The sequence below is a fragment of the Agrobacterium sp. V1 genome (assembly GCF_030518355.1).
GTDB classification, from domain to species: Bacteria; Pseudomonadota; Alphaproteobacteria; order Rhizobiales; family Rhizobiaceae; genus Agrobacterium; species Agrobacterium cucumeris.
In genome coordinates this window covers 167,270-182,761 of sequence record NZ_JAULSF010000001.1, presented here as the reverse complement: position 1 = coordinate 182,761, position 15,492 = coordinate 167,270, and the positions used below count along the sequence as shown (strand labels likewise).

At 59.1% G+C, this 15,492-nt stretch carries 15 protein-coding genes and 1 tRNA gene; 12 read left to right on the top strand and 4 right to left on the bottom strand.

Annotation, left to right across the window (positions count from 1 at the left end; genetic code table 11):
- Nucleotides 1–1,338 (top strand): flagellin, encoded by a 1,338-nt coding sequence (locus QSV77_RS00880; protein ID WP_302732268.1) that lies wholly within the window; start codon nucleotides 1–3, stop codon nucleotides 1,336–1,338.
- A 218-nt stretch (nucleotides 1,339–1,556) separates the two neighbouring features.
- Here QSV77_RS00880 and QSV77_RS00875 read toward each other — a convergent pair.
- Nucleotides 1,557–1,631, bottom strand: a tRNA-Thr gene (locus QSV77_RS00875).
- A gap of 242 nt (nucleotides 1,632–1,873) precedes the next feature.
- Between QSV77_RS00875 and QSV77_RS00870 the strand changes: the two genes are divergently transcribed.
- The 10 genes from QSV77_RS00870 to QSV77_RS00825 all read left to right on the top strand — a co-directional run bounded on the left by QSV77_RS00870 (nucleotide 1,874) and on the right by QSV77_RS00825 (nucleotide 8,640).
- Nucleotides 1,874–2,053, top strand: a complete 180-nt coding sequence (locus tag QSV77_RS00870; protein WP_302733864.1) for a hypothetical protein — start codon at nucleotides 1,874–1,876, stop codon at nucleotides 2,051–2,053.
- A gap of 101 nt (nucleotides 2,054–2,154) precedes the next feature.
- The gene (murA, locus tag QSV77_RS00865) at nucleotides 2,155–3,447 is read left to right on the top strand and encodes a UDP-N-acetylglucosamine 1-carboxyvinyltransferase (protein ID WP_269698675.1); all 1,293 of its coding nucleotides are present in this window, start codon (nucleotides 2,155–2,157) and stop codon (nucleotides 3,445–3,447) included.
- Between the two features lie 114 nt (nucleotides 3,448–3,561).
- On the top strand, nucleotides 3,562–4,002 hold the full coding sequence (locus tag QSV77_RS00860; RefSeq protein WP_046800569.1) for a DUF2948 family protein: 441 nt from the start codon (nucleotides 3,562–3,564) through the stop codon (nucleotides 4,000–4,002).
- Between the two features lie 133 nt (nucleotides 4,003–4,135).
- Complete coding sequence (hisD, locus tag QSV77_RS00855; RefSeq protein ID WP_302732267.1) at nucleotides 4,136–5,434, top strand: histidinol dehydrogenase; 1,299 nt, start codon at nucleotides 4,136–4,138, stop codon at nucleotides 5,432–5,434.
- A 3-nt stretch (nucleotides 5,435–5,437) separates the two neighbouring features.
- Nucleotides 5,438–5,911, top strand: coding sequence for a UPF0262 family protein (locus tag QSV77_RS00850; RefSeq protein WP_302732266.1), 474 nt, complete (start codon nucleotides 5,438–5,440; stop codon nucleotides 5,909–5,911).
- A 2-nt stretch (nucleotides 5,912–5,913) separates the two neighbouring features.
- Nucleotides 5,914–6,402 carry a low molecular weight phosphatase family protein gene (locus tag QSV77_RS00845; protein WP_302732265.1) on the top strand — a complete coding sequence of 163 codons (489 nt, stop codon included), beginning with the start codon at nucleotides 5,914–5,916 and terminating at the stop codon, nucleotides 6,400–6,402.
- A gap of 144 nt (nucleotides 6,403–6,546) precedes the next feature.
- Nucleotides 6,547–6,765 carry a translation initiation factor IF-1 gene (infA, locus tag QSV77_RS00840; protein ID WP_004432473.1) on the top strand — a complete coding sequence of 73 codons (219 nt, stop codon included), beginning with the start codon at nucleotides 6,547–6,549 and terminating at the stop codon, nucleotides 6,763–6,765.
- Nucleotides 6,766–6,798: 33 nt separating this feature from the next.
- Entirely contained in the window at nucleotides 6,799–7,422 is a 624-nt protein-coding gene (locus tag QSV77_RS00835; protein WP_142841099.1) for a Maf-like protein, read from the top strand.
- 3 nt (nucleotides 7,423–7,425) lie between these two features.
- Nucleotides 7,426–7,653: a DNA gyrase inhibitor YacG gene (yacG, locus tag QSV77_RS00830; RefSeq protein ID WP_153513162.1), complete on the top strand. Its 228-nt coding sequence runs from the start codon at nucleotides 7,426–7,428 to the stop codon at nucleotides 7,651–7,653.
- A 150-nt stretch (nucleotides 7,654–7,803) separates the two neighbouring features.
- Nucleotides 7,804–8,640: a DUF6030 family protein gene (locus QSV77_RS00825; RefSeq protein ID WP_302732264.1), complete on the top strand. Its 837-nt coding sequence runs from the start codon at nucleotides 7,804–7,806 to the stop codon at nucleotides 8,638–8,640.
- Nucleotides 8,641–8,652: 12 nt separating this feature from the next.
- On the opposite strand, the gene galE is transcribed toward QSV77_RS00825, so the two are convergent.
- From galE to mscL, 3 genes are all read right to left on the bottom strand, one after another.
- Complete coding sequence (gene galE, locus QSV77_RS00820; protein ID WP_269698692.1) at nucleotides 8,653–9,684, bottom strand: UDP-glucose 4-epimerase GalE; 1,032 nt, start codon at nucleotides 9,682–9,684, stop codon at nucleotides 8,653–8,655.
- Nucleotides 9,685–10,011: 327 nt separating this feature from the next.
- Nucleotides 10,012–11,178 (bottom strand): pyridoxal phosphate-dependent aminotransferase, encoded by a 1,167-nt coding sequence (locus QSV77_RS00815; RefSeq protein WP_302732263.1) that lies wholly within the window; start codon nucleotides 11,176–11,178, stop codon nucleotides 10,012–10,014.
- A gap of 155 nt (nucleotides 11,179–11,333) precedes the next feature.
- A complete protein-coding gene (gene mscL, locus QSV77_RS00810) occupies nucleotides 11,334–11,762 on the bottom strand; it encodes a large conductance mechanosensitive channel protein MscL (protein ID WP_142841089.1) in 429 nt (142 codons plus the stop codon).
- A 219-nt stretch (nucleotides 11,763–11,981) separates the two neighbouring features.
- On the opposite strand from mscL, the gene QSV77_RS00805 reads away from it, so the two are divergent.
- Nucleotides 11,982–15,491, top strand: a complete 3,510-nt coding sequence (locus QSV77_RS00805) for a hybrid sensor histidine kinase/response regulator (RefSeq protein ID WP_142841087.1) — start codon at nucleotides 11,982–11,984, stop codon at nucleotides 15,489–15,491.
- Nucleotide 15,492 lies beyond the last annotated feature (1 nt).

Here is a 15,492-nt window from a genome sequence, read left to right as displayed (position 1 = left end):
ATGACCAGCATTTTGACGAACGTCGCGGCAATGGCCGCCCTGCAGACCCTTCGCGCCATCGGCAGCAGCATGGAAGAAACGCAGTCGCGCGTCTCCTCCGGCCTGCGCGTCAAGACCGCATCCGACAACGCCGCCTACTGGTCGATCGCGACCACCATGCGTTCCGATAATGGCGCTCTGTCCGCCGTGCAGGACGCGCTCGGCCTCGGCGCCGCCAAGGTCGATACCGCCTATTCCGCCATGGAAACCACCGTCGATGTCGTCAAGGAAATCAGCAAGAAGCTGGTTGCCGCCCGCGAAGCAGGTGTCGACAAGGCCAAGATCCAGGAAGAAATCCGCCAGCTTCAGGACCAGCTGAAGAGCATCGGCGAATCCGCCTCCTTCTCCGGCGAAAACTGGCTGAAAGGCAAGATCAGCGACGCCTCCGGTAACCTGACACCCATCACCAAACAGGTCGTCGGCTCCTTCATCCGCGATGGCGCAGGTAATGTCGCCGTCAAGACCATCAACATTCAGGTCGATAACAAGACGGCGCTTTTCGATACGTCCACCGGCGCGACGAAAAACGGCATTCTCGACAGCTCTGCCTATTACTCCGACACCGGCGTTCTGCGCGATTTCGAGATCACGACGACGACGCCTGCAGGTGTCGCAACAACCACGCCTTCCACTGCAAAAGTATTTACCCAATCTCAGCTTCTGGGCTTCCCCTCGGGCACGACAACCACGGTTTCCGCTGCAGACGCAACAACCGGCCTCGTAACCGTTGCCGCCGCCACCACTGCACGAAACAACGGCACCTATTTCAAGATCGGTGAAAACGCAGCTGGCGAAGCACTTTATGTGAAGGCCAACAATACGGCACCGACGCCTGCTGGCACCATGGTGACGGCAATTGGCACCGGTGGCTCTTCCAACAACAACATCTATCTCGAAACCGCTGCGGCAACGTCGCAGATGGCACAGAAACTTGATTATTCGCTGATCGATCTGGACATCACCAAGGACCTCAGCGGCCTGACGGATGCCAAGGGCCAGCCGCTGACAGAGAATGACGGTCTCGACAACATGATCCAGTTCGTCAACACGCAGCTGGAATCGCTCATCAGCGCAAGTGCCGATCTTGGTTCGATCAAGATGCGTCTCGATCTGCAGGAAGACTTCGTCTCGAAGCTGACCGACTCCATCGACAAGGGCATCGGCCGCCTCGTTGACGCCGACATGAACGAAGAATCCACCCGACTGAAGGCTCTCCAGACGCAGCAGCAGCTGGCGATCCAGTCGCTCTCCATCGCCAATACCAGCTCCGAAAATATCCTGTCGCTATTCCGCCAGTAAGCGGCGCCCGTTGGCTACGGGCGGTTTCGTCCCGCTCTGGCAGCAACAGAATATTCGGATATGGAAACCGCGCTTCGCAAGAGGCGCGGTTTTCCGTTCGTCTGGATCTCTGTTCTCCAGGGCTTGTGGGGAGCGCTCGGGGAAGTGCGCAAGCAGTGCGCAGCAGGCCAATGCCGCGGCTCTGGAACGTGCGTAATTTCTTGAATTTATGGAAGAAATGGTGCTGCTAGAGAGATTTGAACTCTCGGCCTCTCCCTTACCAAGGGAGTGCTCTACCCCTGAGCTATAGCAGCATCCGGTGCCGAAGCGTGTGCTTCAGCATCAAGCGTGGCGGCCTATTGCCATAGGTTTTTGATGAGCGCAAGTCGCAAAACGATATTCTTCATCAAGCGGGCCAAAAAAGCGTTCCCCCTGTTGAAAAATGCATTTTTCGGATATTGCTGAATTTATGAACGAACATCATGACAAACAGGCGAAGGCGGGGGTTTCCGTGGAGGCTTCCGCAGAGCCGTCCGCCTTGACGGCGAACGGCAATGTGCAGGCTGGCCCTGGCGAGAAGGCGCGGCAGCGCGAAGCGGAGCGCAAGGCGCGGGCGGCCAAGAAGCTTCGTGAAAACCTTCTGAAGCGTAAACAGCAGGTTCGTGCGCGCCGCGCCGGCGATGCGGACGATACAATCGGTCTGCCTGCCGCAAAAACGGACGAATCATCCTCATAGAGAATTCATCAGCATAAATTGAAACGCCGCGGAAATTCGTCTAAGGACGCGCCTTTCCGCAAGGCATGATAAGAAAGGCGGGCACAGGCCCGTAGGGACGCATGGATCGCATCAGAATTACGGGTGGCAACAAGCTTAACGGCATCATCCCCATCTCCGGCGCAAAAAACGCTGCCTTGCCGTTGATGATCGCATCGCTTCTGACCAGCGACACGCTGACGCTCGAAAACGTGCCGCATCTGGCCGATGTTGAACAGCTCATCCGTATTCTCGGCAATCACGGCGTCGATATTTCCGTCAATGGCCGCCGCGAAAGCCAGGGCGAAGCCTATTCCCGCACCGTCCATTTCACCTGCCGCACCGTGGTCGATACGACGGCCCCCTATGAGCTGGTTTCCAAGATGCGCGCCAGCTTCTGGGTCATCGGCCCGCTTCTGGCCCGTGAAGGCCGCGCCCGCGTTTCCCTGCCCGGCGGCTGCGCCATCGGCACGCGCCCGGTTGATCTGTTTATCGAGGGCCTCGAGGCGCTCGGCGCGACGATGGAAATCGACGGCGGCTACATCAACGCCACAGCCCCCAAGGGTGGCCTGATCGGCGCGGTTTACACCTTCCCGAAAGTCTCCGTCGGCGCAACGCATGTGATGCTGATGGCCGCAAGCCTTGCTCGCGGCACCACCGTCATTCACAACGCGGCCCGCGAGCCGGAAGTGGTCGATCTGGCGCAGTGCCTCACCGCCATGGGCGCGAAGATCGAAGGTGCGGGCACCTCGACCATCACCATCGAGGGCGTCACCTCGCTTTCCGGCGCGCGCCACCGGGTTCTGCCTGATCGTATCGAGACCGGCACCTATGCCATGGCGGTTGCCATGGCCGGCGGTGACGTGGTGCTGGAAGGCACGCGCGCTTCGCTGCTCGACAATGCGCTCGATACGCTGCGGCTTGCGGGTGTGACGATCAGCGAGACCGAGACCGGCCTTCGCGTGGTGCGCAACGGCAATGGCATCCAGCCGGTCGATGTTGTCACCGAGCCCTTCCCCGGCTTCCCCACCGATCTGCAGGCGCAGTTCATGGCGCTGATGACCCGCTCGCAGGGCGTTTCCCACATTACCGAAACCATCTTCGAAAACCGCTTCATGCATGTGCAGGAACTGGCCCGCCTCGGCGCGAAGATTTCACTTTCCGGCCAGATGGCCCGCATCGAGGGCGTCTCCCGCCTGAAGGGTGCGCCTGTCATGGCGACCGATCTGCGCGCCTCGGTCTCGCTGGTCATTGCCGGTCTGGTGGCGGAAGGCGAGACCATGGTTTCGCGCGTCTACCATCTCGATCGCGGTTTCGAACGCCTCGAAGAAAAGCTTACCCGCTGCGGCGCACTGGTCGAACGCGTCAGCGATTGATCCTTTCATTGCCGCTCATCCGGTTCCTACCCGTTGCAGAGCGGGCCTCGACTGCCTATTTCCAGTACAAGAAATAGACATTGCGGCCCGTGGCCCGCGGAAAAGGAAAAAATGATGAGCGGCCTGAAATTGCTCGCGCTGGATACTGAAGATCTCTCCGTCATCTCGACGCATATGCAGGACAGCGTCTTCAAACTGAAAGACGTTGCCTTCGAGCCGAAACACGGCCAGTTCACGCTTTCCGCCAATCGTTTCGTATGGGAAAGCGCCGACAAGAAGAACCTGCCGCCGGAACGCTGCCGCAGCGTGGTTTTCCTCAAGCGGGTTTCCGCCGTGCGCTCCTATGGCATCAACCGCACCGACAAGGAGCAGGTCCTGTCGCTTCTCGCCATACGCTTCGTGCAGAATGGCGAAGGGCCAGATGGAGCCGTTGAGCTGACGCTTTCGGGCGGCGGCGCCATTGCGCTCGATGTCGAATGCATCGAGGCGCAGCTGACCGATGTGAGCGGCGCATGGGAAACCGCCGCCAAACCGCATCATCCCGATAGCGAATAAACACTCCATACCGTCGCAACGGTTGCCTTTCGTGACCGTTTCGATTTATGCCACATACCAGAGCCGCGATTATTGCGCGGCGAGTTCGTGAACCTTGCGGCATCGTCCGCGGGGACAATGAAAGGGTAATGGCGTGGCAATCTGGCTGGAGCAGGCATCGGCTGATTTCGAACAGAAATTCGCAGCCTTCCTGACAACCAAGAGGGAAGTTTCCGAAGACGTCAATGCGACGGTTCGCGACATCATCAACGATGTCCGTCAGCGCGGCGATGCGGCCCTTGCCCATTATTCCCAGAAATTCGACGGCCTCGATTTTACCAAGGTGTCGATGCGGGTAACGGCGGATGAAATCGATGCCGCCTATTCAGCGGTCGACAAAAACATCATCGAAGCCCTCGAACTCGCGGCCCGGCGCATTGAAAAACACCACGCGCGGCAGATGCCGAAGGACGACATCTACGAAGACGATATTGGTGTGGGTCTCGGCTCGCGCTGGACGGCCATCGAGGCTGTCGGCCTTTATGTGCCTGGTGGTACCGCCAGCTATCCCAGCTCTGTCCTGATGAATGCCGTACCGGCAAAGGTCGCCGGCGTGGAGCGCATCGTCATGGTCGTGCCGGCCAATGGCGGCGTGATAAACCCCGCGGTTCTTGCTGCGGCGCGTATTGCCGGTGTTGAGGAAATCTATCGCATCGGTGGCGCGCAGGCCGTCGCAGCCCTTGCCTATGGCACGGAAACCATCGCGCCGGTCGCCAAGATCGTCGGCCCCGGCAATGCCTATGTGGCCGCAGCAAAGCGGCAAGTCTTCGGCACCGTTGGTATCGACATGATCGCCGGACCTTCCGAAGTGCTCGTCATTGCCGACAGGGACAATGATCCGGACTGGCTGGCCGCCGATCTTCTGGCGCAGGCGGAGCATGATCGTGGGGCGCAATCCATCCTCATCACCGACAATGCCGAACTGGGCAAGGCGGTGGAAGCAGCCGTCGAACGGCAGTTGAAGCGCCTCTCGCGCGCCGAGACGGCGGCGGCGAGCTGGGCCGATTTCGGCGCGGTCATTCTGGTTGAGAAGCTCACCGACGCCATTCCGCTGGCCAACCGCATCGCCGCCGAACATCTGGAACTTGCGGTCGATGATCCGGATGCGCTGATGGCCCACATCCGCAATGCCGGTGCCATCTTCGTTGGGCGTCATACGCCTGAGGTGATCGGCGATTATGTCGGCGGCTCCAACCATGTTCTGCCGACGGCGCGCTCGGCGCGCTTCTCCTCCGGGCTTTCGGTGCTGGATTTCGTCAAGCGCACCTCGATCCTGCGCCTTGGACCAGAGCAGTTGCGCCAGCTTGCACCGGCAGCAATCACCCTTGCGCGTTCGGAAGGGCTGGATGCGCACGCGCGCTCGGTCTCCATTCGCCTCAATCCGGAAAGTTAAGCGATGGCTTCAGGCAATTTCCGGCTCTGCGATGTGGTTCTGGACGATAGCATCGGCCGGTCCACGCCTGACGTGGAGCATGAACGCGCCGTCGCCATTTTCGACCTGATCGAAGAAAACACCTTTGAGCCGGCGGGCCACGATGGCGGGCCATATCGGCTGCATATTTCGCTTGTTGATGCCAAGCTGGTTTTCGCCATCAAAACCGAAGACGAAAAAGACGTCTCGACCCATATTCTGTCGCTGACGCCGTTCCGCCGCATCATCAAGGATTATTTCCTGATCTGCGAAAGCTATTATGAGGCGATCCGCTCCTCCACGCCCAGTCAGATCGAGGCAATCGACATGGGCCGGCGCGGCATTCACAATGACGGCTCGCAGACCCTGATGGACCGGCTGTCCGGCAAGATCACGGTGGATTTCGATACGGCGCGCCGCCTCTTCACCCTTGTCTGCGTGCTCTATTGGCGGGGTTAGAGATGAGCGATCCTGCCGCAGCGCCAAACGAGGGACGAGCGCCCAAATCGGTCCTCTTCATGTGCGGCATGAACTCCATCCGTTCCCCCATGGCGGAAGTCATCGCCAAACGGCTGGTAGCGCCCGGCATTTACATCCAGTCGGCTGGCGTGCGGGCCGGAGAGCGCGACCCCTTCGTGGATGCAGTGCTGGAAGAGCAGGGATTTTCGCTCGGCAAACACAAACCGCGCACGCTGGACGAGATCGAGGATGATTTTTTCGATCTGATCATTACATTAACGCCGGAAGCCCATCACGCCGCGCTTGAATTGACGCGCTCGAATTCGCTCGATGTGGTCTATTGGCCGACAATGGATCCGACGGTCATCACAGGCACACGCGAACAGATTCTCGACGCCTATCGCGAAGTGCGGGACCATCTGTCGAAACTTATTTCGGAACGCCTGCCGGGGCGGCAGCAGCCGGTGGCGGATACGCTTTCAAAAGAGTGAAAATGGCCGCTGCCTCATGAAAATCATTACTGATTTTCATGCCGATGCTTTAGAGGTTCACAAATGTGCCGGGATTGTGTAGTTTCCGCGCAATTTTCCCGGACAGGGCATGTCCGGCACTATCAACAGGAAGAAAACCCTTACATGACAAAAGAAGAAGTCCTTGAATTCCCGGGCATCGTAACCGAATTGCTGCCGAACGCAACATTCCGCGTGAAGCTTGAGAACGAACACGAAATCATCGCCCACACCGCGGGCCGCATGCGCAAGAACCGTATCCGCGTTCTGGCCGGCGACAAGGTACTGGTTGAAATGACGCCTTACGACCTGACCAAGGGCCGCATCACCTATCGCTTCAAGTAATCCGTTTTAGGCATCGGACGCCCGGGCAGCGCAATGACAAACTCAAAACAAAAGCTCGTTCTGGCATCCGGCTCACCGCGGCGTCTGGAACTGTTGCATCAGATCGGCATCGAGCCGGCACGCCTGATGCCGATGGATATCGACGAGACGCCTGCGAAGCTTGAGCATCCGCGCACGCTGTGTCGTCGTCTGTCGCTGCAGAAGGCCGAAGCGGCGCATGCGGCGCTGAAGAGCGAGCAGACGTGGAAAGACGCCTATGTTCTCGGCTCCGACACCGTCGTGGCCGTAGGCCGTCGCATCGTCGGCAAGGCGGAATATACCGAAGACGCCTCGGCAGCGCTGCATCTTCTCTCGGGACGTAGCCATTGGGTCTATACCGGCATCTGCCTTGTGATACCCGGCGGCAAAATCCGTCAGAAGGTGGTGGAAACCAAGGTGCGCTTCAAACGCCTCTCGACGCGCGAAATCGACGCCTACATCGCCTCCGGGCAATGGCGCGGTAAAGCAGGCGCCTATGGCATTCAGGGCATTGCCGGCGCATTCGTGCAGAAATTGACCGGTTCCTACACCAACGTCGTCGGCCTGCCGCTTTACGAGACCATGTCGCTTTTGTCCGGTGAAGGATTTGAGGTGACGTCGGGCTGGCTCGAGGGATAGACCATGGCAAAACCCTCCACGGAAGGCGCCGGTAACGTCACGCCGCTCCGTAAATCCCAGCCGTGCCCGGAATGCGGGCGGCCCTCGACACGCGACGATTATCCGTTCTGTTCGGATCGCTGCCGCTCGCTCGATCTTGCCCGCTGGCTGAATGGCTCCTACGCCATTCCGGTCGCAGACGATGAAAGCAGCGCCGGCGGGCAGGACACGGGTAAAAATACATCCGAATAACACCACACACCGCCGGAGATTCCGGCGGTGGATTGCATGATATATTTTTTTGAGCTTCCACTTACATCCATATTCACAGGGCAAAAAACGGCCCGAAAATCCATATCAAGAAAGGCTGCCGCCCTGCCCCGGTAGCCATAGGGTCCTGCGATGGACGCAAGCCTGCAAAAAAGAGTAAGCCATGGCGCGTTGCTGTTTGCGGTGCTGGCCGTTTGCCTCGCCATATTGGCGACGGTACTGCTTGCCAACGATAAGAAGCACCTCAGGAGCCTGCTGACCTATTTCAATCTGGCGCCTGCCATCTATTCCGCCGAGCCGCCGCCCAAAGTGAAACCCGTCAAGCGGCAAAAGCTCGCGGCCAGAAAGATCTATCTGCCGCCTCATCTATTGAAATTCGAGAAAACCGGCGACAGGGCATCTTTCGCACGCGATTTCGTGCTTTCCGGCAAGGACCTCTGTGACCGTTTCGCCGCCGAGGGTTTTTCCAACCGACAAGGCTGGCACGCAAGCCCGGTGAATATCCGCAACTTCGAATGCATGGCCGACCTTGGCGAGGGGAATGCGGCAACGCCCGTCGAACGGGCATCGCTGTTCCTTGAGATCAGGGGAGAGCCGTCCGGCGAAATCAGATCCATCCGAATGAAGGCCGTGGCGCCTGAGACGCCTGACGGTGCCGCCATTAAAGCAAAGCTTGACGATGCGCTGGCCCTGATTATCGGGCAAACCCGCTGGAGCGACCTTGCCGCCATGCTTGAACCGGCACGCGGAATGCAGCCCTATCAGGCACAGCATTTCGGCATTTCGGTCTCCGTCAAGCCGGAGTCGACCGCACCGCATCGCATGAACGTGATTTTGCTCGCGAATGAACAGTCGCCAGGGCTGAAGCTGACGCGCCGTTTTTTCGACAGGGGGCGATGGCTTCCCACCGCCAGCACTTCGGATCGGCCGGTCGCCTATCCTTCCGTCAAGAACAACGCTATCCGCTGATGCGGAACCTGCTCAGCCTATCGCTGCCAGCTTGCGCCGGACCGGGGGAATTCTGTCGCTTTGCTGCGCCTGGCGCTTGGCTTCCCACTGAAGAGCGGTGCGAACGATGATCGCCAGATCGTTGAAACGCGGACGCCAACCCAGCTCCGACTGAATACGGGTGGAATCCGCTACCATGGCCGCAATATCACCCGGCCGGCGCGGACAATGGATAACCGGGAAATCCTGCTCCGATTCCTGCCGCACCGCGTGCAGCACATCCAGCACCGAATAACCGACACCATAACCACAATTCAAGGTTCGGGTGCCGCCACCGGCGCGCAGATGCGCCATGGCCAGCATATGCGCATCGATGAGATCGCTAACATGGATATAGTCGCGAACGCCCGTGCCGTCAGCGGTCGGATAGTCCGTTCCATAGACCTCAACCCGAGCCCGACGGCCGGTTGCGGCCTCGCAGGCGACCTTGATGAGGTTTGGCACGCCCGTTGGAGAAGGACCAGCACGACCCTGCGGATCGGCTCCGGCGACATTGAAATAACGCAGCGCCACATAATTGAAATCATGCGCCTGCACGACGTCGCGCAGCATGATTTCAGAGGCGAGTTTCGACAGGCCATAGGGATTTTCAGGGCTCAGGATCGCCGTTTCCGGCACCGGGCCATCAAAGGGCTGGTTGCCATAGACGGCGGCTGTCGACGAAAAGATGAAATTGCGAATGCCATGGGCGACGGCTGCAGCGACAAGGGCGCGGGTCGTACCGGTATTGTTTTCGTAATATTCGAGCGGCCGGCTGATCGATTCAGGAACGCTGAGGGAACCGGCAAAGTGGAAAATTGTCTCGATCTGGTTTTCTTCGAAAATCTGGTCGAGCAAGGTGCGATCGGCCGCATCCCCCAGATAGAAACGCGCAGCCGGTGCAACAGCCCAGCGAGACCCCGTGGAAAGCCGGTCGACAACAACAACCTCTTCCCCGGCATCGAGCAGAGCCCACACCATATGGCTTCCTATGTAACCTGCTCCACCCGTGACCAGAACAGCCATGACTTTACTTCCCTGTTTGCTTTTCTTGAGCCCATCAAAGCCAATAATTCTTCATCATTGATTACTTGCACAGCAAATACGCGACCCAGCCCTCAGCCCTCTGAAAAGGTGGCTTACGATTGGTTAGCGCAATGAAGTGCTTTTTATTTATTAGATGAAAATGTTCTCATAAAAGGAACAGAAAGCGCATAGCACAGAAAAGCCCGCACGTCGATGGTTACGCCGTGGGGTTGTAGTTTTGGAGCTTCACTGTGATTTTTTGAGCAAATGCACCTGTCGCGGGGATGTACCAACGCGACAGGCAAACATTGCAGGGAAGACCGAGACCTACCTGCCGAGGATGTAAGACGCCAGCCGATCGGCTGCATCTTCTATCTGCCTGGGGTTGCGCAGGAAACAGGCGCGCAGAAACAGCTCTCCACCCGGGCCGAATGCCGTGCCGGGTGCAAGGCCTACGCCGGTTTTATCAACGATATCCAGCGCCGTGGCGCGGCTGTCCGTGACACCGTCTATCTTGAGGAAGGCGTAAAGAGCGCCATCCGGCTTCAGCGTTTCAACCCGGTTCGTTGCGATCAGCGCATCGCAGAGAATATCGCGGGACGCCAGGGCACGTTCGTAGTTTTCGCGGATGAAGCCGTCACCCTGATCGAGGGCTGCGACTGCGCCACGCTGCATGAACTGCGCGACGCCCGACGTGGAATATTGAATGAGGTTTTCGATGACCTGGCCAATCGCCGGCGGTGCTGCAAGCCAGCCGACACGCCAGCCGGTCATCGACCAGTTCTTCGAGAAGGAATTGGCGAAGATGATCTTGTCGTCCGGCTCCATGATGTCGAGGAATGAAGGCGCGCGGGTGCCGGCATAGTGATAGAGCGCGTAAATCTCGTCCGCGACGATCCAGAGATCGTGTTTGCGGGCAAGCGCCAGAACATCGCGAAGATTGTCGCGCGTCGCGGTCCAACCGGTCGGGTTGGAAGGCGTGTTGATGAAAAGCGCCCTGGTCTTGCCGGTGATGGCGCTTTCCAGCTTGCCAATATCGAGGTCCCAGCGACCGTCACGGAAATCGATACCGACCGGAACCGCCTTTGCGCCCGCCACGCCGATGGCGGCGACGATATTGGGCCAGGTGGGTGAAAGATACACCATCTCGTCGCCCGGCGAAGTCAGCGCCTGCACGGCAAGCACAATCGCCTGCATGCCGGAACCGGTGACGTAAAAATGCTCCGGCGGCAGCGATGCCGCAAAATGCCGTTCGTAATAGCGGCTGAGTGCCTGGCGCAGTTCGGGAATGCCGCGCTGCCAGGTGTAGAAGGTTTCGCCATTCTTTAGCCCATCAATCGCAGCCTGATTGATGAAGTCCGGGCTCGGCAGATCGCCTTCGCCGACCCAGAGCGGCAGCAGATTATCCCGCCCCCGGGCATAATTCACAACCTCGACGATGCCGCTCTCGGGAGCCGCCAGAGAGCGCGCACTCAGACTGTTCAAAATGGACATTAAAGACACTCCGTTTGGTGCCTTCTTATCGCATCGAACCGGCCATATGCATGATATTCCGTGAGGCGAACATGGATTTTCTTTATGGATCGATCCCCGGCGCAAGTGAGCCGTCCGCGCAGGTCAGCAAAACCAGGCCGGGGATAATGTCGGTCTCAGCGCGTCTTGAGCAGATCGCGGATTTCGGTGAGAAGCTTGACATCTTCCGGCGGCGGCGCCGCTTCCGTCTTTTCTTCGGCCTTCTTGGTTTCCACCGAGGCACGAAGCCTGTTGACGCCCTTGACCATCAGGAAAATGATCCAGGCGAGGATGAGGAAGTTGATGAGAACGGTCAGAAAGTTGCCATAAGCAAAGACGGCACCCTGATCACGGGCAGCGGCAAGCGAGGGGGCGGTGACGCCGGAACTCAGCGGCAGGAAGTAGTTCGAGAAATCGAAGCCGCCAAAAATTGCGCCGACGATCGGCATGATGAGATCGTTGACGACGGAATCGACGATCTTGCTGAAAGCCGCACCGATGATGACACCGACGGCCAGATCCATGACATTGCCGCGGGCAATGAAGGTTTTAAATTCGTTTAGCATCCAGATTGTCCCTCTCTCCTGCTTCGAAAGCTGAAGCTATGTGACTGTCCCTACACGCTCAACCATATAGGTTCCCCTTCGCATTTGGAATTCGTCAAGATTGCATTTGTTAGCTTTTTTGCACGCTCGTCTTGAACTTTATGATCAGACCGCGCTCATTCTCAACGGCATGGAATTCGCCTATGCTCATATCAGGGAATTCTTGCATGGGGAGGATGCGTGCTTCCTGGGTGGATCATATTCGGTTCGGCCTTCGCTTATGTCCTGCTGCTGTTTGCGGTTGCAAGCTTCGGGGATAGAAACAGCCGGGAAAGAAACGCCCCTAAGAAGGGGCGGCCGTTCGTTTATGCGCTGAGCCTGGCGATCTATTGCACCTCCTGGACCTATTTCGGCGGCGTCGGGCTTGCCGCGGACAAGGGGCTGGAGTTCCTCGGCATTTATACCGGGCCGATCCTTGCCTTCACGATCGGCATGCCGATCATTCGCCGAATCGTCGAGCTGGCCAAAACGGAAAAGCTGACATCGGTTGCGGATTTCATCGCCGCCCGTTACGGCAAGAACTCCACCGTGGCGATGATCGTCGCCGTCATCGCGCTTGTCGGCGCCATTCCCTATATTGCCCTGCAGTTGAAAGCCGTTTCCAATTCGGTGGCGACGATGGTCGATCCCGGTGACTACGGCATCGGCAGCGGCAATCTCTATTTCCTCGATCTGCCGCTGGTCGTCACCATCGTCATGGCCGGTTTCGCCGTCATGTTCGGCACCCGCCACACCGATGCGACAGAACATCAGGACGGGCTCATCCTGGCGATTTCGATGGAATCGCTGGTCAAGCTGGTCGCAATGTGTACCGTCGGCTTCTACGTGCTGTTTGTCCTTTTCGACGGGCCTGTGCATCTGTGGCGGCTCGCCACGGAGAATGAACAGGCCATGCGGGCCATATCCTATCACACGCCCGTCAGCCGCTGGATCGTCATGACCCTGCTGTCCGGCTTCGCCATCATCCTTCTGCCGCGCCAGTTCCACGTCACGGTGGTGGAAAACCGCACGCCGGAAGAATTGCGCATGGCGGGTTTCCTGCTGCCGCTCTATCTCATCGCCATCAACATCTTCGTGCTGCCGATCGCGCTCGCCGGTATTCTGACGCTCGGCGCAAACGGCAGCGCCGATCTCTACGTCCTGCAACTGCCGCTTACGCATCAGATGCCGGTCGTATCTCTCATTACCTTCATCGGCGGGTTTTCGGCGGCGACCGCAATGGTTATCGTCGCCTCGGTGGCGCTGTCGATCATGATTTCCAACGACATCGTCATGCCGATCTTTCTGCGGCAGAAGCTGTTGAATCGCTCGCCGCACCGGGACAATTTCGCCAAAACACTGCTCAACATCCGCAGAACGGCGATCTTCGCGGTGATGCTGCTGGGTTACTTCTATTATCGCGCCGCCGACAGCGCGACAGGGCTTGCCTCCATCGGCTTCCTGGCATTCGCCGCCATCGCCCAGATGGCCCCTGCCCTTTTCGGCGGCCTGTTCTGGCGGCGGGCCAATGCGCGCGGCGCAATTGCCGGCCTCAGTTCAGGCTTTTTCGTCTGGGCCTATCTGCTGTTTCTGCCGAGCTTCGGCGGGCCTGACAATTCCGAAGTGGCCGCGAATATTCTCGGCTTCCTGTTTTCCGGCAGCACCGTCTTCAACGGACCGGAAGCCGATCCGTTCGTGAATGCCGTCATCCTCAGCCTGCTCGTCAACAGCATGGCCTTCGTGCTCGGCTCGTTGTCGCGCAACCCGCGGCCGGTGGAGCGCATCCAGTCCGGCATTTTCGTCAAGCGCCACTCGAAATCGCAATTCGCCACACGCGGCTGGAAAACCCGGGTCAGTGTCGGCGACCTCAAAAGCGCGATTGCCCGTTATCTCGGCGAAGAGCGCATGCTGCGTTCACTCGCGACCTATGAGAAGACGGCGGGCCGGAAGCTCAATGACGACCAGCCAGCGGATATGGCGCTGATCCATTTTTCCGAACAATTGCTGGGCAGCGCCATCGGCTCCTCCTCAGCCCGCCTTGTGCTTTCCATCATTCTCCAGAAGGCGGAAGATACCAGCGCAGACACGGCCTGGCTGCTCGATCAGGCGAGTGAAGCCCTGCAATATAATCAGGACATGCTGCAAACGGCGCTGGCGCAGATGGACCAGGGCATCGCTGTTTTCGACAGCTCGCAGCAGCTGACCATCTGGAACCGGCGCTTCCGCACCCTGCTGGATCTGCCGGAACAATTCGGCCAGGTGGGCGTGCCGCTGACGGATATCGTCTCGATGCTGCAGGAGCGTGGCGACATGCCGGCAGGCGATACGGACGAGCTGATCACCAGTTTCCTGACCATGGACCTGCCCTTCTCGCTGGTGCTGGCCGGCGGCGAGCGCATCATCGAAGTGCGCTCCAACACCATGCCGGACAAAGGCATCGTCGCCACCTTCACGGACATTACGCAGCGAGTGGCGAGCGATCAGGCGCTGAAACAGGCCAACGAGACGCTGGAGCAGCGGGTGGCGGAACGAACCGTCGAACTTACCCGCGTCAACCGCGAACTGGCGGAGGCACGGGCATCGGCCGACGAGGCGAATATCGGCAAGACGCGGTTCTTCGCCGCCGCCGGTCACGACATTCTCCAGCCGCTCAATGCAGCACGCCTCTATTCCTCCTCACTTGTCGAACGGCTTGGCGCCTCGGGAGAAAGTGACCTCGTCCACAATATCGATTCAGCGCTGGAATCGGTCGAAACCATTCTCGGCGCTGTTCTCGACATTTCCCGTCTCGACACCGGCTCGATGAAAGCGCGCATGACATCGGTGCCGCTGAATGAACTGCTGAAACGCATCGAAACCGATTTCGCACCCATGGCGCAGGAAAAGAACCTCGACCTCGTAGTCATGCCCACTTCGCTCACGGTCCGTTCCGACCCCAATCTCCTGCGGCGGCTCGTGCAGAATCTGGTCTCGAACGCCATCAAATATACGCTGAAAGGCAAGGTCGTTGTCGGTGCCCGCCGCCGGGGCGGCGAAGTCGTCATTCAGGTGACGGATTCCGGCATCGGTATTCCCGCATCCAAATTCCGCACCGTCTTCAAGGAATTCGCCCGGCTGGACGAAGGCGCAAAAACGGCATCCGGCCTCGGGCTCGGCCTTTCCATTGTCGACCGGCTGTCGCGTATGCTGCACCATCCCGTGCAGCTGATATCGACGCCCGGCAAGGGTACGACCTTCCGCATTCATCTGCCGCGTGAATCAGACCGCGTTGCGCCGTCCAAATCGGGTGGCGCGGTCAGCAATGCGGCGGCGAGCGACCGCCTTCAGGGGGTGCGGGTCCTGTGCATCGATAATGAGCCGAAAATCCTCGAGGGCATGACATTGTTGCTGACGGGATGGGGCTGTGAGGTTCTGCCGGCAGGTTCGGTGGCGACGCTGGAGGAACCCTTCCTGAAACTGACGGCAGCGCCTGATGTCATCATCGCCGATTACCATCTCGATGATGGTGACGGCATCAGCGCCATCCGCCTCATCCGGACTTTCTACGGCAAGACGATCCCTGCCCTGCTGGTGACGGCGGATCGCAGCCCGGAGGTGCGCAGCGATGCCGAAAAATACGGGATTTCCGTTCAGCACAAGCCGGTCAAACCGGCGGCGCTGCGCGCCTATATCAACCAGATATCCAGCACGGCACGGGCAGCGGCGGAATAAA